Annotated in this window: 20 protein-coding genes; 13 read left to right on the forward strand and 7 right to left on the reverse strand. The window is 59.9% G+C overall.

Going from position 1 to position 22536, the window contains the following annotated elements; all coding sequences use genetic code 11:
• Complete coding sequence (locus AC1Z24_RS05175; RefSeq protein WP_483744795.1) at positions 1–942, forward strand: Nudix family hydrolase; 942 nt, start codon at positions 1–3, stop codon at positions 940–942.
• 117 nt (positions 943–1059) lie between these two features.
• On the opposite strand, the gene AC1Z24_RS05180 is transcribed toward AC1Z24_RS05175, so the two are convergent.
• Genes AC1Z24_RS05180 through AC1Z24_RS05190 form a run of 3 tightly spaced genes read right to left on the reverse strand, consistent with a single transcriptional unit; the run spans position 1060 to position 4655 of the window.
• Positions 1060–1635: a cob(I)yrinic acid a,c-diamide adenosyltransferase gene (locus AC1Z24_RS05180; RefSeq protein ID WP_483744796.1), complete on the reverse strand. Its 576-nt coding sequence runs from the start codon at positions 1633–1635 to the stop codon at positions 1060–1062.
• 15 nt (positions 1636–1650) lie between these two features.
• On the reverse strand, positions 1651–3687 hold the full coding sequence (locus tag AC1Z24_RS05185) for a sensor histidine kinase (RefSeq protein ID WP_483744797.1): 2037 nt from the start codon (positions 3685–3687) through the stop codon (positions 1651–1653).
• Positions 3688–3734: 47 nt separating this feature from the next.
• The gene (locus AC1Z24_RS05190) at positions 3735–4655 is read right to left on the reverse strand and encodes a putative 2-dehydropantoate 2-reductase (protein ID WP_483744798.1); all 921 of its coding nucleotides are present in this window, start codon (positions 4653–4655) and stop codon (positions 3735–3737) included.
• 163 nt (positions 4656–4818) lie between these two features.
• Here AC1Z24_RS05190 and AC1Z24_RS05195 point away from each other — a divergent pair, with 163 nt between their 5' ends.
• Together AC1Z24_RS05195 and AC1Z24_RS05200 are read left to right on the forward strand one after the other, a co-directional pair.
• Entirely contained in the window at positions 4819–5298 is a 480-nt protein-coding gene (locus AC1Z24_RS05195) for a YajQ family cyclic di-GMP-binding protein (RefSeq protein WP_259098401.1), read from the forward strand.
• A 113-nt stretch (positions 5299–5411) separates the two neighbouring features.
• The gene (locus AC1Z24_RS05200; protein ID WP_483744799.1) at positions 5412–6242 is read left to right on the forward strand and encodes a mechanosensitive ion channel family protein; all 831 of its coding nucleotides are present in this window, start codon (positions 5412–5414) and stop codon (positions 6240–6242) included.
• Between the two features lie 125 nt (positions 6243–6367).
• Here AC1Z24_RS05200 and AC1Z24_RS05205 read toward each other — a convergent pair whose 3' ends face one another.
• Positions 6368–7915 (reverse strand): AmpG family muropeptide MFS transporter, encoded by a 1548-nt coding sequence (locus AC1Z24_RS05205; protein WP_483744800.1) that lies wholly within the window; start codon positions 7913–7915, stop codon positions 6368–6370.
• A 42-nt stretch (positions 7916–7957) separates the two neighbouring features.
• Positions 7958–8326 carry an MGMT family protein gene (locus AC1Z24_RS05210; RefSeq protein WP_259098409.1) on the reverse strand — a complete coding sequence of 123 codons (369 nt, stop codon included), beginning with the start codon at positions 8324–8326 and terminating at the stop codon, positions 7958–7960.
• A 166-nt stretch (positions 8327–8492) separates the two neighbouring features.
• Between AC1Z24_RS05210 and AC1Z24_RS05215 the strand changes: the two genes are divergently transcribed.
• From AC1Z24_RS05215 to ltrA, 6 genes are all read left to right on the forward strand, one after another.
• Positions 8493–9500 carry a DUF481 domain-containing protein gene (locus tag AC1Z24_RS05215; protein WP_483744801.1) on the forward strand — a complete coding sequence of 336 codons (1008 nt, stop codon included), beginning with the start codon at positions 8493–8495 and terminating at the stop codon, positions 9498–9500.
• Between the two features lie 161 nt (positions 9501–9661).
• Complete coding sequence (locus AC1Z24_RS05220; RefSeq protein ID WP_483744802.1) at positions 9662–10393, forward strand: HugZ family pyridoxamine 5'-phosphate oxidase; 732 nt, start codon at positions 9662–9664, stop codon at positions 10391–10393.
• Between the two features lie 66 nt (positions 10394–10459).
• Positions 10460–10963 (forward strand): FxsA family protein, encoded by a 504-nt coding sequence (locus tag AC1Z24_RS05225; RefSeq protein WP_483744803.1) that lies wholly within the window; start codon positions 10460–10462, stop codon positions 10961–10963.
• A 242-nt stretch (positions 10964–11205) separates the two neighbouring features.
• Entirely contained in the window at positions 11206–11499 is a 294-nt protein-coding gene (locus AC1Z24_RS05230; protein WP_020292988.1) for a co-chaperone GroES, read from the forward strand.
• Positions 11500–11548: 49 nt separating this feature from the next.
• Positions 11549–13192 (forward strand): chaperonin GroEL, encoded by a 1644-nt coding sequence (groL, locus tag AC1Z24_RS05235; RefSeq protein ID WP_259098417.1) that lies wholly within the window; start codon positions 11549–11551, stop codon positions 13190–13192.
• Positions 13193–13668: 476 nt separating this feature from the next.
• Complete coding sequence (ltrA, locus tag AC1Z24_RS05240) at positions 13669–15090, forward strand: group II intron reverse transcriptase/maturase (protein WP_483744804.1); 1422 nt, start codon at positions 13669–13671, stop codon at positions 15088–15090.
• Positions 15091–15324: 234 nt separating this feature from the next.
• Here ltrA and AC1Z24_RS05245 read toward each other — a convergent pair whose 3' ends face one another.
• Positions 15325–16056: a phosphatase PAP2 family protein gene (locus tag AC1Z24_RS05245; RefSeq protein WP_483744805.1), complete on the reverse strand. Its 732-nt coding sequence runs from the start codon at positions 16054–16056 to the stop codon at positions 15325–15327.
• Between the two features lie 184 nt (positions 16057–16240).
• Here AC1Z24_RS05245 and colR point away from each other — a divergent pair, with 184 nt between their 5' ends.
• From colR to AC1Z24_RS05265, 4 genes are all read left to right on the forward strand, one after another.
• Entirely contained in the window at positions 16241–16924 is a 684-nt protein-coding gene (colR, locus tag AC1Z24_RS05250) for a two-component system response regulator ColR (protein ID WP_259098423.1), read from the forward strand.
• Positions 16914–18191, forward strand: a complete 1278-nt coding sequence (locus AC1Z24_RS05255; protein WP_483744806.1) for a sensor histidine kinase — start codon at positions 16914–16916, stop codon at positions 18189–18191. The genes colR and AC1Z24_RS05255 overlap by 11 nt, the downstream gene beginning before the upstream one ends.
• A gap of 286 nt (positions 18192–18477) precedes the next feature.
• Positions 18478–19197: a lipopolysaccharide kinase InaA family protein gene (locus AC1Z24_RS05260; RefSeq protein ID WP_483744807.1), complete on the forward strand. Its 720-nt coding sequence runs from the start codon at positions 18478–18480 to the stop codon at positions 19195–19197.
• Entirely contained in the window at positions 19194–19421 is a 228-nt protein-coding gene (locus AC1Z24_RS05265; protein WP_483744808.1) for a hypothetical protein, read from the forward strand. Before AC1Z24_RS05260 ends, AC1Z24_RS05265 begins: the two co-directional genes overlap by 4 nt.
• 70 nt (positions 19422–19491) lie before the next feature.
• Here the strand turns inward: AC1Z24_RS05265 and AC1Z24_RS05270 are convergent, their stop codons facing one another.
• The gene (locus AC1Z24_RS05270; RefSeq protein WP_483744809.1) at positions 19492–22521 is read right to left on the reverse strand and encodes a multidrug efflux RND transporter permease subunit; all 3030 of its coding nucleotides are present in this window, start codon (positions 22519–22521) and stop codon (positions 19492–19494) included.
• Between the last annotated feature and the right edge of the window lie 15 nt (positions 22522–22536).

Raw genomic sequence — 22536 nt, forward strand, 5'->3', positions numbered from 1 at the left:
GTGAAGCGAGTTCATGTAGCGGCGGCGGTCATTCGCGGCACTGACGGCAGGATTCTCATCGCCCGCCGTGCCGATACCCAGCATCAGGGCGGTCTCTGGGAGTTTCCCGGTGGCAAGGTCGAGGCAGGCGAAAGCGTGCAGTCGGCCCTGGCTCGTGAACTCAAGGAAGAGTTGGGCATTGCCGTGCGCAGTGCCCGACCGCTGATCAAAATCCAGCACGACTACCCGGACAAGCAGGTGTTGCTGGATGTCTGGGAAGTCTCGTCCTTCACGGGCGAGCCCCATGGCGCCGAAGGCCAGCCGCTGGCCTGGGTCAGCAACCGCGAACTGGTCAATTATGATTTCCCGGCGGCCAATCAGCCGATCGTCGCCGCCGCGCGCCTGCCTGCCGATTACCTGATTACCCCGGACGATCTGGACAACGGCGAGCTGCTGCGCGGTATTCAGAAGGCGGTTGCCAGTGGCATCAAGCTGATCCAGCTGCGTGCGCCGAACCGCTATGACCCGCAATACCGCGATCTGGCAGTGGATGCGGTCGGCCTGTGTGCTGGCAAGGCGCAACTGATGCTCAAAGGCCCGCTGGAGTGGCTGGGCGACTTCCCGGCCGCGGGCTGGCACCTGACCGCCGAGCAACTGCGCAAGTACGCCAGCAAGGGCCGTCCTTTCCCTGAAGAGCGCTGGCTGGCGGCGTCCTGCCATAACGCTGAAGAACTGACCCTGGCCGAGCAGATGGGCGTGGATTTCGTCACCTTGTCGCCGGTCCAGCCGACCCAGACCCACCCCGAGGCCGTGCCTTTGGGTTGGGAGCAGGCGAGCGAGCTGATTGCCGGGTTCAGCAAGCCGGTGTTTCTGCTAGGCGGGGTTGGCCCGGATGAACGCCGCCGGGCATGGGACAGTGGCGCGCAGGGTGTAGCGGGTATCAGGGCCTTCTGGCCCGAATAACGTATGACATTGTGGGACCGGCTTTAGCCGGGAAGGGGCCGGTACATCCGCTGGATTTCCTGGGCCGATCAGACGCCTTCCCGGCTAAAGCCGGTCCCACTTCATATTGCGAGACTCTTACGGCTTCTTTGCCGCTTCCCACAATATCTCGGCAATCCCCTGGCGCCGCGCAATCATCCGCGCGGCAACGAACAGCAGGTCGGACAGGCGATTGATATAAGCCAGCCCCACTTCACCCAAGGGTTCTACGGCATTGAGTTGCTGGCAACGCCGCTCGGCACCCCGGGCCAGGCTGCGGCAGACGTGAGCCTGGGCGATCAGGCTTGAGCCGCCAGGCAGGATGAAGTTCTCCAGGGGGCCGAGTTCTTCGTTCCATAGATCGATGGCCGCTTCCAGACGTTCGACTTCTGCCTGATTCAGTGCCTGATAGGTCGGCATCGCCAGTTCGCCGCCGAGATCGAACAAGCGGTGCTGGCAAGGCGCCAGAACCGTGATCAGCTCGCGCAACCCCGGTACGGCTTCAGCCTGTTCCGCCAGCCCGGCCAACAACAGCCCCAACTGGCTGTTCAGTGTATCGACTTCGCCAATGGCCTCGACCCGCGGATGGTCCTTGGCCACCCGGCGACCATCGCCGAGGCCGGTTTCGCCTTTGTCTCCGGTGCGTGTGTAAATCTTCGACAAGCGAAAACCCATGTAGCCGACTCCTGTTCAAATCTGGGGAATAATGGCCTGGGGCACATTGACGGTGCTGCCGGACAGCGGCAGGCGCAACGTGAAGCAAGTGCCCTGGCCCTGGGTCGACTGCACTTCCATCTGGCCCTTGTGGTTGTTGGTGATGATGAAATACGACACTGACAGGCCCAAACCGGTGCCCTGGCCGACTTCCTTGGTGGTGAAGAACGGCTCGAAGATGCGTTTGCGCACCTGTTCCGGCATGCCGACGCCATTGTCCTCGACCTGAATCTCGGCCCACGGCGGGTTGAGCCGGGTACGCATGATGATGCGCCCCGGCTCGCTGTCGTCGTCGCGTTGATGGATCGCCTGGGCGGCGTTTTTCAGCAGGTTGAGCAGCACCTGTTCCAGTTCGTTGGCAGTGCCGGGCACCGGGCCCAGTTCCGGGTCGAACTGGCGAACGATCGCTTGGCCCTTGAAGTCGAAGCCGATGGCCAGGTCAAAGTCATTACTGGCGATTTCCACCGCCTGATCGATCAGCGCCGGCAGATCGCAGGGCGCCATTTCCCGCTTGCTGCGGCGACTGAAGCTGAGCATATGACTGACGATCTTCGCCGCCCGGCCGCCGGCCTGCTGGATGCCGTCGAGGAGCTTGGGCACTTCGCGGCTTTCCAGGTACAGATTGACGGCGTCCAGAGTGATGCCGGTCTGTTCGGCCTGTTCCAGGTTCTTCGGCAGATCCGGAGACAGTCGGCGGCGAATGTTCTGCACGTTATGCAGGATCGCCCCCAGCGGGTTGTTGATCTCGTGGGCCATACCCGCCGCCAGTCCGCCCACCGACAGCATTTTCTCGGACTGCACCATCATCTCCTCCAGAGACAGGCGCTGAGTGATGTCGTCGATGCGGATCACCACACCGCGCCCGGCACCCCCAGTCAGCGGATAGAAGGTCAGGGCGTAATGGCGTGGGTCGTCGTTGCGAATCCAGGTCACCCGCTCGATCTTGGTCACGCTATGGCTTTCGACCGTGTGCTTGATCTGCGGCAGAAAAGCCTTCATCGGCTCGAAGGCGAGGAAGATCGGCTGATTCAGCGCTTCATCCAGCGGCGTGCCGGAAAGGGCGCCAGCTTCCTGGTTCCATTGGGTGACGTAGAGCTGTTCGTCCAGAGCGATCAGGGCCGAGGGCATAGAGTCGATGATGCTGTTGAGGTAGTTCTGAAAGCCGGTGAGCTTCTTCTCGATCTTGCTGCGAACCTTGACCTCCAGTTCCAGCTTGCGGTTTGTGTGACGGGTTTCTTCGGCCAGGGCCTGGGCCTGATCAGAGGCGTCCTGGGACTCGTCTCGGGCGCGCTTGAGTTGCTGCTCACGGGCTTCGATGCGCGACAGCATGGTGTTGAACGCCGCGGCCAGGCTGCCGATCTCGTCATGATTGCCGCGCTCGGCGCGCAGGGCGTAGTTTTCTTCCCGGGTGACCTGGCGCGACAGCTCTTCAAGCTGGTAGATCGGCTCGGTAATCAGGCGGCGAATCTGTCGGGCCACGACCAGCCACAACAGCACGCTGAAAATCAGGATGCCAAGGCTGGCGGTGAGGGTGCCGGTATAGAAAGCCGTGGGCAATTCGCTGCTGGCAACCAGCAACAGATGCCCCGGCGCCTTGCCGGGCCGCGGCACCTGGACCAGTTGGGTGCTGCGAAACTCGGTCATGCGCCAGGCTTCGATGTTGTGATAGTGCTCGGGCAGCTTGATCTTGTTGCCTTCCTGCAACTGCGCCAGGCGCTCACCGTTATTGTCGTAGAGGGCGGCGGCGCGCAGAGGGCTGTAGTTGTTCAGCTCCTTGAGCAGGCTCTGGGCGTCTTCGGCCGAATCAAGGGCCTGGCTGGCGAGGTCCGGATTGCTGATCAGGCGACCGATGGTCTGCAACGCCTGGGGCGCCATGGCTTCCTGAGAGATGTAGTAGGCGGCACTGATAAAGGTCAGGTTGGCCACCAACAGAACGGTGGTCAGCAAGACCAGCAGGGCGGCGAGAAGCTTCTGGCCGACCGGCAGGTTTTCAAGACGCTGGCGCAATGGCATGAGGTGACGTCACCCACTAGAGAACAAGCAGGCAGGGTAGCGCTGTTCTAGTCGCTACGCACGCCACGTTGGCGCAGTCGCGCGATCAGGCGCGCCTCTAGCTGGTCCAGCCGGGGCAGGGGGTGACCCAGACGCTGACCCTCGTTGCAGGCATGGCCCAGCAGATAACGAATCTCGGTGCGCCGCCCCTGGGCCACGTCCTGATACATCGACGAATAGTTGGCGGCGGTGGCCTGGATCACTCGCTGTACCTCGTCGTGCAGGCCCTGGGCCGCTTCAGGTTGGCCACAGGCCCGTAGCAGCCCGGCGAGTTCGTCGCACAGCCCGTTGACTTCTTCGGCATAATTCTGTAAGCCGCCGTTTTTGCAGTCATGCAGCACTGTCAGCGGATTGATCGCGCAGTTCAATGCCAGTTTGCGCCACAGACGGGCGAGGATATCGCCGCTCCATTCGTGGGCAATGCCGCTATCACTGAGTTCGTTCAGCCATGTGGGGGCGTTTTGTTCAGTTTGATCGCCCAGCCAGTTATGCCCGCGGCCGGCGAACACCACCTGCCAATCCAGCGGGCGAAAGGCGCCTTCTGTGCTTGAGGCAAAGATGCAGCGGGCCAAGGGCAGGGCGGCGGCAACCGCTTCCTGGCTGCCGAGACCGTTCTGCAACAGGATCACCTCGGCGTCTGCGGTCAGACGGTTGGCAATGCTTTGCACGGCGGGCAACGCATCGTAGGCCTTGCAGGCGACCAATAGACGCTGAATTGGCTCGTCGCTGGCGAGGGTTTGCGCGCTGATGGCAATGGGCTGCTCGCGACCGTCCTCTATCAGCGTCAGGCAGCCGCCCTGAGCCTGATAGTCCGCCAGGCGGGCGTCGTTACGCAGGATCAGCCGTACCGGCAAGCCACTGCGGGCAAGGCGTGCGGCCCATAAGCTGCCGAGGCTGCCAGCGCCGAGGATATGCCAGATAACCGGCATTAGAAGCTTGCTGCGCTGTAAGTGAAGGATAAATAGCGAATCGGCATTGCAGGCTCACCGTGAAGCTTTGAAAAGTCTCGTTATACTAACGCCTCTTTTAAATCGTCACATAAGGTGTCCCCGAAACTCGATATCGGGCGCGCCCAGTCACTGGAGAAATGACATGCCCTCGTTCGACATAGTGTCCGAGCTGGATAAACACGAAGTCACTAATGCCGTCGATAACGCCATCAAAGAGCTGGATCGCCGCTATGACCTCAAAGGTAAAGGTACTTTCGAGTTCAAGGAACTGACCATCAACCTCACCGCTGAAGCCGACTTTCAGCTGGAAGCGATGATCGAGATCCTCAAGCTGGCCTTGGTCAAGCGCAAGATCGATATCAAGTGCCTTGAGGTCAAGGACGCTTTCGCTTCCGGCAAGTTGATGAAGCAGGAAGCCACGCTCAAGGAAGGTATCGATAAAGAACTGGCGAAGAAGATCGTTGCCCATATCAAGGACGCCAAGCTCAAGGTGCAGGCCGCCATTCAGGGTGAGCAGGTCCGCGTCACCGGCAAGAAGCGTGATGATCTGCAGGACGCCATCGCTGCCCTGCGTACCCACGAGTTCGGTATGCCCTTGCAGTTCAACAACTTCCGCGACTGATTGGTGGCTGGAACCTCCTTTGTCCAAGGGCATCCGAGGTCATGTAAAGCGTTGAAACGATTGGCTGCGGCGGTCGTTTCAGCGTTCAGTTTGCGACCCGCAGGAGAAACACGATGGACTTGAGTAATGAAATGGATCACCTGGTGAAGCTGTCCCAGGCGTGGATTCCCATGGTCATGCAGTACGGCAGCCGTGTGCTGCTGGCCGCCGTGACGTTGATCGTGGGCTGGTGGCTGATCAACAGGCTGACCTCGCGGGTTGGTGCCTTGCTGGCCCTGCGCAACGCTGATCTGGCCCTGCAGGGTTTTATCAGCAGCCTGGCCAATATCATTCTGAAGATACTGCTGATCGTCAGCGTGGCTTCGATGATCGGCATCGAGACGACGTCCTTCGTCGCCGCCATTGGTGCCGCAGGCCTGGCCATTGGTCTGGCATTGCAGGGCAGCCTGGCGAACTTCGCCGGTGGCGTGTTGATCCTGCTGTTTCGTCCGTTCCGCATTGGTGACTGGATCGAAGCGCAGGGCGTGGCGGGGACGGTGGACAGCATCCAGATTTTCCACACCGTGCTGCGTACCGGCGACAACAAGACCGTGATCCTGCCCAACGGCAACCTGTCCAACGGCATCATCACCAACACCAACCGTCAGGCGACCCGCAAGATCATTTTCAACATCAACGTTGATCCCGACAGCGACCTGCGCAAGGGCCTGGAAGTGTTGATGGACATGGCCAATGATTCGCGTGTACTGGAAGATCCGGCGCCAGCGGCAGTCGTGGCGGCGCTCAACGAGAATTCGGTGACGCTGTCTCTGGGCGTCTGGACCAAGACCGGCGACATGGGTGCGGTCAGCTCGCAGTTCAACGTCGAGGCGCGTGATCGTCTGAAAGAGGCGGGGATCAGTGTCGCGCAGTCGCAGCGAGTGATCCGGATGGTGCAAGAGTAATACTGGCTCTGTGGGACCGGCTTCAGCCGGGAAGAGGGCTGAACAGCCGCTGAAGATTCTGTGGCTTCAAGAATCTCTTCCCGGCTAAAGCCGGTCCCACCGTGATTTTGTGCCTCGTCCCTGCCTCATTGCTCAGGCTGTTCCTGAGCCTGTTCCTCTTCCTTACGCGCATCCCGCGCTTCCTTGGCCCACTGCAACAGGATCATCACCAGCGTCGGTACGCCGAGCAGGGCGGTGATCAGGAAGAAGTTGTGGTAGCCGAACTTCTCCACCATCACCCCTGAATAGCCGCCGATCAGGCGCGGCAACAGCAGCATGATCGAGCTGAGCAGGGCGTATTGGGTGGCCGAGAACTTCAGGTTGGTCAGGCTCGACAAGTAGGCGACGAACGCCGATGTCGCCAACCCTGAACTGAAGTTATCCAGTGAGATGGCCACGATCAGCATCTTCAGGTTCGGGCCCATGTCCGCCAGCATGAGGAACAACAGGTTGGTCGCTGCCGAGGTCAGGCCGCCGACGAACAGGATCGGCAGGATGCCGAAGCGCACGATCAACAGGCCGCCGAAGCCGGCGCCGAGCAGGGTCATGACCAGGCCGAAGATCTTGCTGACACTGGCGATCTGGTCCTTGGTGAAACCCTGATCGATATAGAAAACGTTGGCCATGACGCCCATTACCGTGTCCGACATGCGATAAGTCGCGATCAGACCGAGCAGCAGGAAGGCCTGCCAACGGTAGCGGAGAATGAAATCGTTGATCGGCGTCAGCACCGGCGCCAGGCCCTTGCGGCCGAAGGACGACAGGCAGGCGGTGGTCAGGATGATGTAGAGGATCGCCCGCAGAAACGCGCGGTCTTCCAGCAGCAGGTCCATCCAGCTGTTGCCTTCGAACAGCACGCTGGCGAAGTTGGTGTTGTACAACTGGGTGCACATCGCCGGTACCGATACCAGCAGGATGATCAGCACGAACACCGAGGCCAGTTGGTGCATGAAGCCGTATCGTGCCGCCGACAGCTGGGTGCGCAATGGCACCGGCGATTCGCGCATGACCAACGTGGTGATCAGCGCAGGCACCATCAGCAGACCGAACAGCACATAGGTGCCGGTCCATGCCGAATGCTTGTAGGCAAAACCGGTAGAGCCGAAACCTTCGGCGAAATACAGCGCACCCGCCGTCGCCAGCAGCGCTGCGACCCGGTAGCCGGACATATAGCTGGCGGCGAGGGCGGCCTGCTGGCTGTCCCCGGCGATTTCCAGGCGATAGGCATCGATGGCGATGTCCTGGGTGGCCGAAGAAAAGGCCACGACCACGGCAATGGCGATCAACCACGACAAGTGTTGCTGCGGGTCACAGAAGCCCATGCCGATCAAACCGAGAATGACCAGACTCTGGGACAGCACCAGCCAAGAGCGGCGGCGGCCCAACTTGCCTAATAAAGGCAGGCGCCACTGATCCAGCAGCGGGGACCAGACCCACTTGAAGGCATAAGCCAGGCCGATCAGGCTGGCATAGCCGATGGTTTCGCGAGCCACGCCGGCTTCGCGCAACCAGACTGACAGGGTAGAGAAGACCAACATATATGGCATGCCCGCAGCGAAGCCGAGCAGCAGCAGAACGAACGTCGATGGGCTGGCATATGCGGCGAGCGCGGCGCGCCAGGTTTTACGGGGCATGGGCTGGAATCTGCCTCAGGTTACGAAAACAAAGGGCGCACTCTAACCGCTGTGCTCTATCGGGCGCCAGCCATGACGCTGCATATCTACCCGATTGTTCCGGACGGTAATGCCTTCTGCCCGCAAACGCGCGCGCTGTTCGTCGCCCGAGACGGTGCCAAGAGGCAGGCTGATACGCCCGCCCGCCCCCAGAACCCGGTGCCAGGGCAGGGTCGTGCCATCGGGCAACTGGCTCAACGTTCGGCCTACATAGCGCGCCGCCCGGCCCAGCCCGGCCAGTTCGGCCAACTGCCCGTAACTGACCACTTTGCCCTCCGGCACCTGATGCAGGGTCAGGTATAGCGCATTGCGCCGGGCGTCGGCGGGGGAGAGCCCCGCAGGGTCATGCAGGGGCGAAATCGTCTCGCTCACGACTATTCCTGTTTTTTATCGAGATAAATGCGAATAAAACCCATAAGGAACTAGAGAAAAGTCCTACGGTCTGTGCTTACTGTGCCGTAGGTAGTCTCAGATTGCCTCGATGTCGTCTTTCGGGATGATGCCTGACTTTTCCGCTGATATGAGACTAGACGTCCCTATGTTGTCCAGAACCCTGTTGTGCCTCGCCGTTACCTGCGCTTCCACTCCTCTTCTTGCCGATACCGTCTGGTTGAAGAACGGCGACCGGCTGACCGGCACGATCAAGGTGCTGGACGGCGGCAAGATGATGATCGAAACCTCATACGGTGGCTCGATCCCCTTGGACTGGAAGCAGATCAAGACCCTGGAAAGCGACCAGAAATTGTTGGTCAAGCAAGGCAAGGCCGATGAGGAAGTCGTCAAAGGGCTCAAGCCTACCGACGACGGAAAAGTGATTGTCGCTGGCCCCGATGCGCCACGGACCGTCGAGCTGGCCAGTATTTCGCAGATCATCAAGCCCAAGCCGATCATTACTGACCTGGTGTGGAAGGGCAATATCGATGCCGCCCTGGATTTCCAGCATGCGGAGAACGATACCGATGATTACAACATCGCCTTCAAGACCACGGCCCGTCATGGCGACTGGCGCCATAACGCCAAGGGCGAGTACAACCGCGAGACTCAGGATGACGTGGTCGCGACCGATAACTGGAGCGCCGAGTATTCGATCGACCGCTTCCTGACCGAGAAATTTTTCTGGGATGGCCGTATCACCTACAAGCGCGACAAGATCGAAGATCTGGATCGCCAGCGCACCGTCGGTACCGGTCCGGGCTACCAGTTCTGGGATGACGAGTTGGGTGCGTTCTCCATGACCACGCTGCTCAACCGCACCGACTTCGAATACCGTGATGGCAAGAAGGACAACTTCTATTCCACCACTCTGCGCTGGGACTACAACCGCTACCTGATTGGCAAGAAGTTCGAATTCTTCACCAACGGCGAGGCCGGTCGGCCACTCAGCGGCGTCGCCAGCTACAGCCTGGATGCCGAAGTGGGCCTGCGGTACAAAGTCACCGACTGGGCGTCCCTTAATCTCAAGGCCGAGAAGAACACCATCAGTGGTTCTGACCAGGCCGACCTGGACAAGACCCGCTACACAGCGGGCTTTGGTGTGACCTGGTAAGCACGCCACATCCCCGTGGGAGCGAGGCTTGCCCGCGAAGAACGATGATGCGGTATACCCGATATACCGCACCGTCTGTTTCGCGGGTAAGCCTCGCTCCCACAGCTGGCATCAGCAGCTGATAATGATTAACGTGTGCTTCTTTGATCAGGAGTCACTCAATGACCGCCAAAGCCGCAAGGAATGCCCGGGAACTGTTGCTCAAGGAATATCGGGGTGCCTTGTCCACCCATTCCAAATCCATGCCCGGTTTCCCGTTCGGTTCGGTAGTGCCTTATTGCCTCGATGATCAGGGCCGTCCGCTGATCCTGATCAGCCGCATCGCCCAGCACACCCATAACCTCAAACTCGATCCAAAGTGCTCGCTGCTGATTGGCGAGCGGGAGGCCGAGGATATCCAGTCAGTGGGCCGTATCACCGTGCTGGCCGAGGCTGCGCAATTGACCGATCCGGCGGCCATAGAAGCGGCGGCCCGGCGTTATGACCGCTATTTTCCTGAGTCGGCCGACTATCACCAGGCCCATGATTTTGACTTCTGGGTACTGAATCCGGTGCGCTACCGCTATATCGGTGGCTTCGGCGCGATTCACTGGCTTGATGACGTCGCTCTGGCCAATCCATTTGCCGGTGTGGTCGAGACCGGCATGGTCGAGCACATGAATCAGGACCACGCCAAGGCCATTGCCCATTACGTTGAACTGAGCGGCCTGCCCGCCGACGAGCCGGCGCAACTGGTCGGCATCGACAGCGAAGGCATGCACCTGCGCATCGGTCAGGGCATCCACTGGCTGCCGTTCAGCCAGACCTGTAATACCCCGACACAAGTGCGCGAAGCCTTGGTTCAGCTGGCCCGCGCAGAAAAATGGCCTGGTCGCGAGGCCCAAGAGGCTTGAATTCACGATCCTGCGACGGCACGTAGGGTCTACTGGAAGACTTTCTTCCGTTGAGGAACTCATTCGATGCGCGTTTTTTTGCTGCTCTTTCTGCTGTTTCCGGTGTTGGAGCTGTTCATTTTGGTCCGGGTTGGCATGGCCATAGGCTTCTTTCCGACCTTCCTGCTGGTGGTTGCCACCTCCATGCTCGGCCTGTTCGTGATTCGCGTGGCGGGCTTCGCCACGGCGCTCAGCGCCCGTGAGAGCCTGTCCCGTGGCGAGCTGCCTGCGCAGCAGATGCTTGAAGGGCTGATGATTGCGGTCGGTGGTGGCCTGTTGCTGCTGCCGGGCTTCATCAGCGACGTACTGGGCATGATCTGCCTGCTGCCGATCACCCGTCGCCTGCTGGTCGGCACCCTGCGTCGTCGTGCCGAAGCCCAGGCCCAGCGCCAGCGGGCTTTTGCCGAGGACATGCAAAGCCGTGGCGGACCCGCCCACGGTGGCCAGGCCGGTCCTTCTGGCAATATCCACGCCCCGACCCGCGAGCCGGACATCATCGAAGGTGAGTTCGAGCACCGCGACAACAAGTAGGCCTGGCGGCCTATACGCGGCACCCTTCGGGGTGCCGCGTCTGTTTTTACTGCAAAAAAATCTTCGGCCAAGCCTTGTAATGGCATCGCCCGCCCTTATGTATGGGTCACCGCAAGGTTTCTGGCGAATTCGCCGGACCGTATTCTGCGGTTCGCATGGCGAACCGTAACCGGCAAGACCGGATTTTTTAACTCGCTGGTGTCGTTCGCCAGCCGCTCAAAACCATAATTAGGAGATCGACAATGAAGCTTCGTCCTCTGCATGACCGCGTCGTAATCCGTCGCAGCGAAGAAGAATCGAAAACTGCTGGCGGTATCGTTCTGCCGGGTTCGGCTGCTGAAAAGCCAAACCGTGGCGAAATCCTCGCAGTGGGAACCGGCCGCGTTCTGGACAACGGTGAAGTGCGCGCACTGGCCGTCAAAGTAGGCGACAAAGTGGTGTTTGGTCCGTACTCCGGCAGCAACACTGTGAAAGTGGACGGTGAAGACTTGCTGGTGATGAGCGAGAACGAAATCCTCGCTGTCGTCGAAGCTTAAGTAATCCCGCGAATTTCCATACGAACCAAGTATTCAAGGAATAACGATCATGGCTGCTAAAGAAGTTAAATTCGGCGACGCTGGCCGTAAAAAGATGCTGGCTGGTGTAAACGTCCTGGCCGACGCAGTTAAAGCAACACTGGGCCCGAAAGGCCGTAACGTCATCATCGAAAAAAGCTTCGGCGCTCCGCTGATCACCAAAGACGGTGTGTCGGTTGCCAAAGAAATCGAGCTGAAAGATCGCTTCGAAAACATGGGCGCGCAGCTGGTCAAAGACGTTGCCTCCCGTGCCAACGACGACGCCGGTGACGGTACTACCACTGCTACCGTTCTGGCCCAGGCCATCGTCAACGAAGGCCTGAAAGCCGTCGCTGCCGGCATGAACCCGATGGATCTGAAGCGCGGTATCGACAAGGCGACCATCGCCATCGTTGCCGAGCTGAAGAAGCTGTCCAAGCCATGCACCGACACCAAGGCAATTGCCCAGGTGGGTACCATCTCGGCCAACTCTGACAATTCCATCGGCGACATCATTGCCGAAGCCATGGAAAAAGTGACCAAAGACGGCGTTATCACCGTTGAAGAAGGCACTGGCCTGGAAAACGAACTGTCTGTCGTAGAAGGCATGCAGTTCGACCGTGGCTACCTGTCCCCGTACTTCATCAACAAGCCGGACACCATGGTTGCCGAGCTGGACAGCCCGCTGCTGCTGTTGGTCGACAAAAAGATCTCCAACATCCGCGAAATGCTGCCAGTCCTGGAAGCCGTTGCCAAAGCCGGCCGTCCACTGCTGATCATCGCTGAAGACGTTGAAGGCGAAGCCCTGGCGACTCTGGTTGTGAACAACATGCGTGGCATCGTCAAGGTTGCAGCCGTCAAGGCTCCAGGCTTCGGCGACCGTCGCAAGGCAATGCTGCAGGACATCGCTGTCCTGACTGGCGGTACCGTTATCTCCGAAGAGATCGGCCTGAGCCTGGAAAGCACTACCCTGGAACACCTGGGTAATGCCAAGCGCGTCGTGCTGAACAAAGAAAACACCACCATCATCGACGGTGCTGGCGTTCGTGGCGACATCGACTCGCGTATCGCTCAGATCCGTCAGCAGATCGGCGACACTTCGTCCGACTACGACAAAGAAAAACTGCAAGAGCGTCTGGCCAAGCTGTCCGGCGGCGTTGCAGTGATCAAAGTCGGTGCCGGTTCCGAAGTTGAAATGAAAGAGAAGAAAGCCCGCGTTGAAGACGCCCTGCACGCAACCCGCGCAGCCGTTGAAGAAGGCGTGGTACCTGGCGGTGGCGTAGCACTGGTTCGCTCCCTGCAGGCTATCTCGGAACTGCGTGGCGACAACGCTGACCAGAACGTCGGTATCGCTCTGCTGCGTCGTGCTGTTGAAGCCCCTCTGCGCCAGATCGTTGCCAACTCCGGCGACGAGCCAAGCGTCGTGGTCGACAAGGTCAAGCAAGGCACCGGTAACTTCGGTTACAACGCTGCAAGCGGCGAATACGGCGACATGATCGAAATGGGTATCCTGGACCCGGCCAAAGTGACTCGCTCTGCTCTGCAGGCCGCGTCCTCCATTGCCAGCCTGATGATCACCACCGAAGCGATGATCGCTGACGTGGCTGATGACAAGCCAGCAGGCGGCGGCATGCCAGACATGGGCGGCATGGGTGGCATGGGCGGCATGATGTAAGCCAGCCTTACCCCCATAAAAAACCCCGCCTTGTGCGGGGTTTTTTTATGCGTGCGCCAGGCATGGCGCGTTGCGCGTAGCGCAACCAGTTTGGCTGTGGTGGCCATGCTGGTGACTGGGAGGTGAAAGTCCTCTACACACCCGGCAAGGGGAAGTGTTAGCCAGAGGCAAGGGTGTCGCGGGTGACTGCGAATCTGAAGGAAGCCCGAGGCAAAATGCTGGCCTGACGAACAGGAAGCGGATGAGGCGGCACAGCGGGGTAAGGGGGCGTATTTTCCCAAAGCCCGATACTTGCACGGAACGCTGTGACGTAGATCCGACAGGCATAAGCAGGAAGGTCGCGCGAATTACCCTGGGAGATCTGCGCGTTTGCCACTGTGCTACCGAGCGTCGAGAGGCGACGGGATGAGCGTGCAGAAGTCAGCCGAGGCCGTAGTAAGTGGCGAATAACCCCGTCACCAAGGGCCGAACAAGGTATGCCGCCAGTAGGCGTCAAAGTCTCGTTGAATACCGAAATGCAGAAATTTCTCCCAGAGAAGACTGTTACTCCGAGTCCCGGACAGTATCCGAGGATGACGGCTGACAGCGCACAGGTATCGGCGGCGTCTGTGACGTGGACGAACGCGGAGCCGGACACGCTGATGGAACGGGTGCTTGCACCCGCTAACCTTAGGCGTGCTTATCAACGCGTGGTCAGCAACAAGGGCTCGCCGGGTACCGATGGCATGACGGTCGAGCAATTGGCGGGCTACGTGAAACAGTATTGGCCGATCCTCAAGGCTCGGTTGCTGGTCGGCGAGTATCAGCCGCAGGGTGTACGCGCCGTTGACATCCCCAAACCCAAAGGCGGAACACGACAACTGGGTATTCCCAGCGTCGTGGATCGCCTGATCCAGCAGGCACTGCTGCAACAGCTCACGCCGATCTTCGATCCTCTGTTCTCGGACTATAGCTACGGCTTTCGTCCGGGTAGAAGCGCTCATCAAGCCATCGAAAAGGCCCGTGACCACGTAGGAGCGGGCAACCGCTGGTGTGTGGAACTTGATCTTGAAAAGTTCTTTGATCGAGTAAACCACGACGTATTGATGGACAAGATAGAGCGTCACGTCGAAGACAAGCGCGTGCTTAGACTGATCCGTCGTTACCTCGAAGCCGGAGCGATGTCGAGCGGGATCGTCAGCCGACGACAGGAGGGGACGCCGCAAGGCGGCCCGCTCTCGCCGTTGCTGTCGAACATCCTGCTTAACGAACTCGACCGCGAGCTGGAACGACGGGGACATCGTTTCGTGAGGTATGCCGACGATACGAATATTTATGTGCGCACTCGTCGTGCGGGCGAGCGAGTGTTGGCCGGTGTTGAGCGCTTCCTGAATCAGCGCCTAAAACTGACGCTGAATCGGGAAAAGAGCCGTGTGGCACGTCCGTGGTTCTGTGATTACTTGGGCTATGGGATGAGCTGGCATCAGCAGCCGAGATTGAGAGTGGCAACGATGAGTTTGGCTCGCTTGCGCGACCGGCTCATGGAGCTGCTGCGCGGGGCACGGGGCCACAAGATGGCGAATGTCATCGGACGTATAAACCCTGTGCTGCGCGGGTGGTCAGGCTACTTCAAGCTCAGTCAGAGCAAACGGCCACTTGAGGAAATTGACGGCTGGGTGCGGCGCAAGCTCCGCTGCGTCCTTTGGCGTCAATGGAAGCGGCCCTCAACGAGGGCGCGTAACTTGATGCGCCTGGGGCTTAGCGAAGCTCGTGCCTGCAAATCAGCCTTCAATGGCCGAGGCCCATGGTGGAGCTCGGGAGCATCTCATATGAATCAGGCGTTGCCGAAGAGGCTATGGGATCAACTTGGGTTAGTCTCGGTACTGGATACGATAAACCGGCTTAGCCGCATAACTTGAACCGCCGTATACGGAACCGTACGTACGGTGGTGTGAGAGGACGGCGGCTGTAAAGCCGCCTCCTACTCGATCTGGATTTATAAGGGACCTGCTTTAGCTGATGTGGGATCGGCTTAGCCGGGAAGAGGTCGGTACATCCGCTACCTATCTGTATCGGAACTTACGCCTTCCCGGCTAAAGCCGGTCCCACCAGTGATCTCATTATCGCCGTAGGAACGTTTTATTCAGCCGCTGTCAGGCCGTTGCGGGTTCAACGACTGCCTTCGGCGCCGGCCGATACAGCACTGCGTAGTAGGCCCCCATGCAAATCAGCCAGCAGAACACCGCCGTCCAGACGTTGTGGGAGAAGAAGTGCGCGCCCTGCAGCATACGGCCCACGGAAAACACAGTGCCCAGGCTGAAGGCAAATACGAACCCGGCCCTGGCCCAGCGTGGGCGGCGGTCGCGGAAGATGAAGAACAGGGCAAACAGGGTGAAGCCGGTTGCAGCATGGCCGCCGGGCCAGCACCGGCCGGGCTTGTCGGTATCAGGGCGCTTGCTGAGCAATTCGCTGTAGACCTCTTTGCCGCCGAACTCTTCCAGGCTCCACGGGCATTGCACGGCGGTCACGGCTTTCATCGGCGTCACGAAACTGGTCGACAGGGCCATCGACAGCACCAGGCAACCCAGTTCCTTGCGCCACGGCATCAGGCGCTTGACCATAAAGGAGGCGATGAATCCCAGCCCGGCGAATACGCCCATGGCAATCACGGCTTGCTTGGCGCGGTCGTGCAGCACGTTTTCCAGAAAGTAGCTGTGCTTGCCTATGAAGTCGTTACCGACCGGATCATAGGCCAGTTTGGCGATATCCATATCCAGGGAGGTCAGTTCCAGCAACAGCAGGACAACCGCAGTAATGGCGGGAATGCCCAGGTAGAGCCATAAATTCAACGGACGGGAGTACGGAAGGTCAGTGACTGTCGACATGGCTGATCCAGCTCGAAGGGGAGAAGATACCCGGCACAAGGGCCGAGGATCGCGCAGTCTGGGCGTCGGGCTGTCGTCGGACCGTGAACCGATAGTGAAAAAAACGTCAAGCGATTCGCCGCTGGCCCTTGGCGTCTGTTGGCCTTAAGCTGCGCCAGCGAAACTGTATCTGGAGACAATTTCCATGCGAATTCTTCTGGTCGAAGATAACCGCGATATCCTGGCCAACCTGGCGGATTACCTGGGTTTGAAGGGCTACACCGTCGATTGCGCACAGGACGGCCTGTCCGGCCTGCACCTGGCTGCCACCGAGCACTACGACTTGATCGTGCTCGATATCATGCTGCCCGGCATTGATGGCTACACCCTGTGCAAACGCCTGCGTGAAGACGCGCGCCGGGATACGCCGGTGATCATGCTGACTGCGCGTGACCAGCTGGATGATCGCCTCCAGGGTTTCCGCTCCGGTGCCGATGATTACCTGCTAAAGCCATTTGCCCTGTCAGAACTGGCGGCGCGCATAGAAGCGGTGTTGCGCCGGGCCCAGGGCGGCGGCCGCCGGACCTTGCAGGTCGCTGACCTGATCTACGACCTGGACACCCTGGAAGTCACCCGTGAAGGCCGTCTGCTCAAGCTCAACCCGGTCGGCCTCAAGCTGCTGGCGGTATTGATGCAGAAAAGCCCACATGTGTTGCGTCGCGAGATTCTCGAAGAAGCCCTGTGGGGCGACGACTGCCCCGACAGCGACAGCCTGCGCAGCCACGTCCACCAGTTGCGCCAGGTGATCGACAAACCGTTCGCCAAGCCGCTGTTGCAGACCGTGCACGGCGTGGGTTATCGCCTGGCCGAGGGCCGGGATGGAGTTTAAGCAAAGCCTTGCCCAGCGCATCATCATTGCCTTTGCCTTGATGAGTGCACTGGTGGCAGGGTCCTTCGCTCTGGGTATCGTCGCGACCGTGCATCTGGTCGAGGAGAAGCTGATCTCGGCCGGCTTGGGCGGCGACCTCAATCGCATGTTGCTGATGGACAGCGTCAGTGACTGGAGTCACCGGCCCGAGCCCGATCAGTTGTTTTACTTCAGCGGTGGTCCTGGCGATTTCGATCTGCCCAAGGACTTGCGCCATCTGGAGCCCGGCTTTCACGAAGTGTTTCGCGGCCCGCTGTCATACCACGCGATGGTCGAAGTGGTGGATGGTCGTCGTTATGTACTGTTGCAGGACCAGAGCGACTTCGAAGAACGCGAGCAGGTCCTGTTCGCCGTGGTCCTGGTGGGGTTCGTGCTGGCCCTGGCTTTGGCGGTGTTTCTCGGCTGGGTGCTGGCGCGTCGGGTCATGGCGCCCGTGGTGCGCCTGGCGCGTCAGGTTCGCCATCGCGACCAGTTGTTGGGGCTGGCACCGCCGCTGGCGCCGGATTATGCCTCTGACGAAGTGGGCGAGCTGGCAGTGGCCTTCGATGCCACCCTCGGGCGCCTGCGTCAGGCCCTGACCCGCGAGCGCATGTTCACCAGTGACGTCAGCCATGAACTGCGTACGCCCTTGATGGTACTCGCCAGTTCCTGCGAGCTGCTGCTGGAAAACTCGGCCCTTGATGAGCGTGCGCGGGCCCAGGTCGAACGTATCGCCAGGGCCTGTGAGGAAATGCGCGATCTGGTGCAGACCTTCCTCATGCTGGCCCGGACTCAGCGCGACGACGCGAGCATGACGCCCCGGCTCACCGTCGGCCAGGCCGCAGAACATTTGCTCTCGCTATGGCGCAAACCCATCGAAAGCAAAGGCTTGAAACTGGTGGTCAACACCCATGAAGACGTCTCTCAGGAAAGCTACAACGCCACGTTCCTGCTGGCGGTCATGGGTAACCTGTTGCGCAATGCGCTGCACTATACCGATGAAGGTTTTATCGCCCTGACCCTGCGCAGTAATGGTTTTCTGGTTGAGGACAGCGGCGTAGGTATCCCCGAAGAAAAACGCGAAGCCATGTTTCAGCCCTTTGTGCGCGGCAACGAGCAGCGAGGGGAGGGTCTGGGGCTGGGTCTGTCACTGGTACAGCGGATCTGCGAAAACCAGGGCTGGACGGTTGAGCTGAGCCCGATGCAGCCCAATGGCTGTCGCTTTAGTGTGGTGTTGAAGGCGGACTAAGTGGCGCATCGCCATGGTGTTTGGCTTGTAAAGCCTCTGTAAAACCCGGAAATAACTCTGCCCAAGGGCGTACAATTTTTGGCTGTGCCAGATAAAGCTTATCGAGAGCCCGGATTACATGGGTATCGAACTAAAAATTTACCGTGATACCGCACTCATGGCCCCTGAGGTTGTCAGAACGATCCTTGCAGTTACAGCGTGTGTTTATTACTGACCGCGTCTGCATTCGTGACGACCTGCCGTTCATACCGCAGGGTAAGTGAGTCCTTACACAAGAGGTCAGAGAATGGGCGTGGATGTTGTAGCAGAATCGACAGGCAGCAAGAGCGATCGCTTCAATTACTTCTGGAGCCAGCGCGGCGAGTGGGTGGAAGAACCCAACGTGCGTCGTGGTGGCGAAAGTGGCGTACAACGTGTGTTCACTGAAAACGGTCGTCTGATCTATATCAAGCGCCAGACCGGGCATATCTACCGCAGTTGGCTGCACCCATTCGGCCGCCCGACGGTACTGCGCGAGCGTGATGCCCTTGAAGGCCTGCGCCAGCTTCATGTCAATGTGCCAAAGATGATCTTCAGCGGCGCTCAGCGCGACGAGAACCACCAGTGGCAGGCCCTGTTGGTCACCGCAGCACTGGACGGCTTTGATGAAATCGAGAACTGGTACGCCGCCGGCGGCCGCGAGCAGTACGGCGAAGTGGTCCACGACCAGATTCTTGCCGAGCTGGCGCAGAATCTGGCGCGCATGCACCTGGGCCGCTGGCAGCACAGTTGCCTGTATATCAAGCACGTTTTCGTGCGGGTTACCGGGGAGGGCGAGACCGCCAAAGCCGAGGTCGCCCTGCTCGATCTGGAGAAATGTCGCCGCCGCTGGACTGCCTATGGCGCCGCCCAACACGACATCAAGCAACTGCGCCGCCACTCGTCGTTCAAGCCTGCGGACTGGCAGAAATTCATCTACCTTTATGAAGCAGCGTTTGGCAGCGCTATCAAAGGTTTAGATAGATGAAGCTAGAAATGGCACGAGGTTTGTTTCTGCTGGGGTCTCTGGCGATTACTGCCGTTGCCCTGGCCGCGTGGGAACAGCCTGGTACAAAAATATTGAGTACGGTACAGGGCGAAGGCCATTGCCTTTTGCCTCGGGTTGCGAAGCACCATGCAGCAGTCAAGCCCGATCAGGATTTGCTGCTGTTCATGTTCGGCCTCGCTCAGGGAACGGGGCCACAAAATTGAAATCACCGCTAGCCTGAAAGGCCCCGCTTGTCGGGGCCTTTCTTTTTGCGGTGACGATTTTTTGTTGGAGCTAGGTTTGAGATTTTCTTGAGGCCAACAACGTATACACGCACGGCAACACAAACAGGGTAAACAGCGTCCCCACCGACATCCCCGTGGCGATCACTGTGCCGATATCGAAGCGGCTCACGGCGCCCGCACCGCTGGCCAGGATCAGCGGCACCATACCGAACACCATGGCTGCCGTGGTCATCAGCACTGGCCGCAGGCGAATCGCTGCTGCTTCTTCCACGGCCTCCCGTGGTGACAGGCCCTTGTCCCGGCGTAGCTGGTTGGCGAACTCGACGATCAGGATACCGTGCTTGCTGATCAGGCCGATCAGGGTCACCAGGCCGACCTGGGTGTAGATATTCAGGCTCGACAGACCGAGGAACAGCGGAATCAACGCGCCGCAGATCGACAGCGGCACCGTGACCAGAATCACCAGCGGGTCGCGGAAGCTTTCGAATTGCGCCGCCAGGACCAGGAAAATGATCGCCAGGGCCAGGCCGAAGGTGACCCACAACGCGCTGCCTTCCTGCACCAACTGGCGCGTGGCCCCGGCATAGTCATAGGCAAAGCCCGGTGGCGCTTCTTCGATAGCAATCTGCCGTACCGTATCGACTGCCTCGCCCATGCTGACCAAGGGGAAGCCGGAGATGATCGCCGAGTTGAGTTGCTGGAACTGATTGAGCTGACGCGGCCGGGCGCGGTCGCTGACGGTGATCAGGGTCGACAGCGCGAGCAGCTTGCCCTCGCTGTTCTTCACGTAATAGTTGTTCAGCCACTGCGGGTTGTCCCGGTAAGGCCGTTCGACCTGGGCGATGACCTTGTAGCTGCGTCCGTCGATGGTGAACCGATTGATCTCCGCCTCGCCCAGTAGCGTTGCCAGGGTGCCGCCCAGATCCGCCATGGACACGCCCATCTGCGCCGCCTTGGCCCGGTCGATCTCGATCACCGCTTCCGGTTTGTCGTAGGCCAGGTCGAGGTCGACGAAGGCGAACTTGCCGGACTCTTCTGCACGCTTTTTCACTCGTTGGGCCACCTCCAGCAGAGCGGCGTAATCGTTGGGTGTGTTGATCACGAACTGGAACGGCAGGCCCTCACCCGTGCCCGGCAGTGACGGCAGGTTGAAGCCGAACACCTGCACGCCGGGAATGTCCGCCAGCCTGGCCTGGACCTCGGGCAGGATCTGCATCTGGGTACGCTGGCGCTCGTTCCACGGCTTGAGCAGGAAGCCGCCGACGCCGGTCTGCACGCCATTGAAACCGTTGATCTGGAACGAAGAGTAGTACTCGGGGAAGGTCTTGAAGATCTCTACGAAACGATCGGTATAGCTGTTCAGGTAGTCCAGATTGGCGGTCTGCGGCGAGGACGACATCATGAAAATGATGCCCTGGTCTTCGTCCGGAGCCAGTTCCGACTTGGTGAACTTGAGCAGCACCGGGATCAGGCACAGCACGATCACGGCAAACACCATGACCACTGGCCGGGTATTGAGGGTGCCGTGCAGAACATGCTGATAGCGGCGCTTGAGGCCTTCGAAAATCTGGTCCAGGCGATGGGCCAGGCCGCTGGGGTTCGGGTCATGGCGCAGCAACAGGGCGCACATCATCGGCGACAGGGTCAGGGCGACGATACCGGAAATCACCACGGCCCCGGCCAGGGTCAGGGCGAATTCCTTGAACAGTGCGCCGGTCAGGCCCTCCAGAAAGCCGATGGGGGCGTACACCGCCGCGAGGGTAACGGTCATCGACACCACCGGCATGGCGATTTCCCGCGCGCCTTCCAGGGCGGCGTCGAAGGGTGTCTTGCCCTCTTCGATATGCCGGTGGATGTTCTCGACCACGACAATCGCATCGTCCACCACCAGACCGATGGCCAGCACCATCGCCAGTAGCGTCAACAGGTTGATCGAGTAACCCATCAACTGCATGAAGAACAGCACGCCGATCATCGACAGCGGAATGGTGATTACCGGGATCAGTACCGAACGCAGGGCGCCGAGGAACAGGAACACCACCACAATCACGATCAGCACCGCTTCTATCAGGGTCTTCACCACTTCGTCGATGGAAGCCTGGATGAACAGTGTGGCGTCGTAAGCGATGGAGACCTTCAGGTTCGGCGGCAACTGGCTCTCCAGTTCCGGCATGATCCGCCGCACTTCCTTGATCACGTCCAGCGGGTTGGAGCTGGGCGTGCCCTTGATGCCGATATAGACCGAGGGCGTGCCGTCGAACGAGCTGATGGTGTCGTAGTTCTCTGCGCCCATTTCCACCCGAGCCACATCGCCGAGCAGGACCCGGCTGTCACCGGCGGTCTTGAGGGGGACCGCGGCGAAGGCCTCAGCAGACTTGAGATCGGTGCTGGCGTTGACGCTGGTCACCACGTACTCGCCCTTGACCTCGCCCGCCGCCGCCAGGAAGTTGTAGCGGCGCACGGCATCGGTGACGTCTGCGGCGGTGAGACCGAAACCGGCCAGGCGCACCGGGTCCAGCCACAGGCGCATGGCGAACACCTGGTTGCCGAGAATCTTGGCTTCGGCCATGCCCGGCAGGGTCGCCAGTTTCGGCTGGATCACCCGGGACAGGTAGTCGGTGATCTGCGGGTTATTCAGCTCGGAGCTGTAGAAGCTGACATACATCAGCGCCGAGGCGTCGGCGGCTTCCTTGCTCAGTACCGGGTCTTCGGCGTCCTGGGGCAGCTTGTTCTTGACCTCGTTGGCCTTGGCCAGCAGTTCGGTGAACAGCCGATCGCTGTTGGCGCCGATCCGCGCATAGACGGAAATGATCGAGAAATTCTGCCGGCTGACCGAGGTCATGTAGTCGATGCCTTCGGCGCTGGCCAGGCTCTGTTGCAGCGGCTGGGTGATATAACCCTGGATGGTTTCCGCGTTGGCGCCGGGGTAAGCCGTGGTCACCGTGATCAGGGCGTTTTCCATTTGCGGGTACTGACGGATGGTCAGTTTGCTGAACGCTTGAAAGCCGAGCAGCACGATCAACAGGCTGATCACGGTGGCCAGCACCGGTCGGCGAATGAACGGATCTGTAAAAGCCATGGACGTTATCCTTGA

Source organism: Pseudomonas sp. JL23, assembly GCF_056933585.1.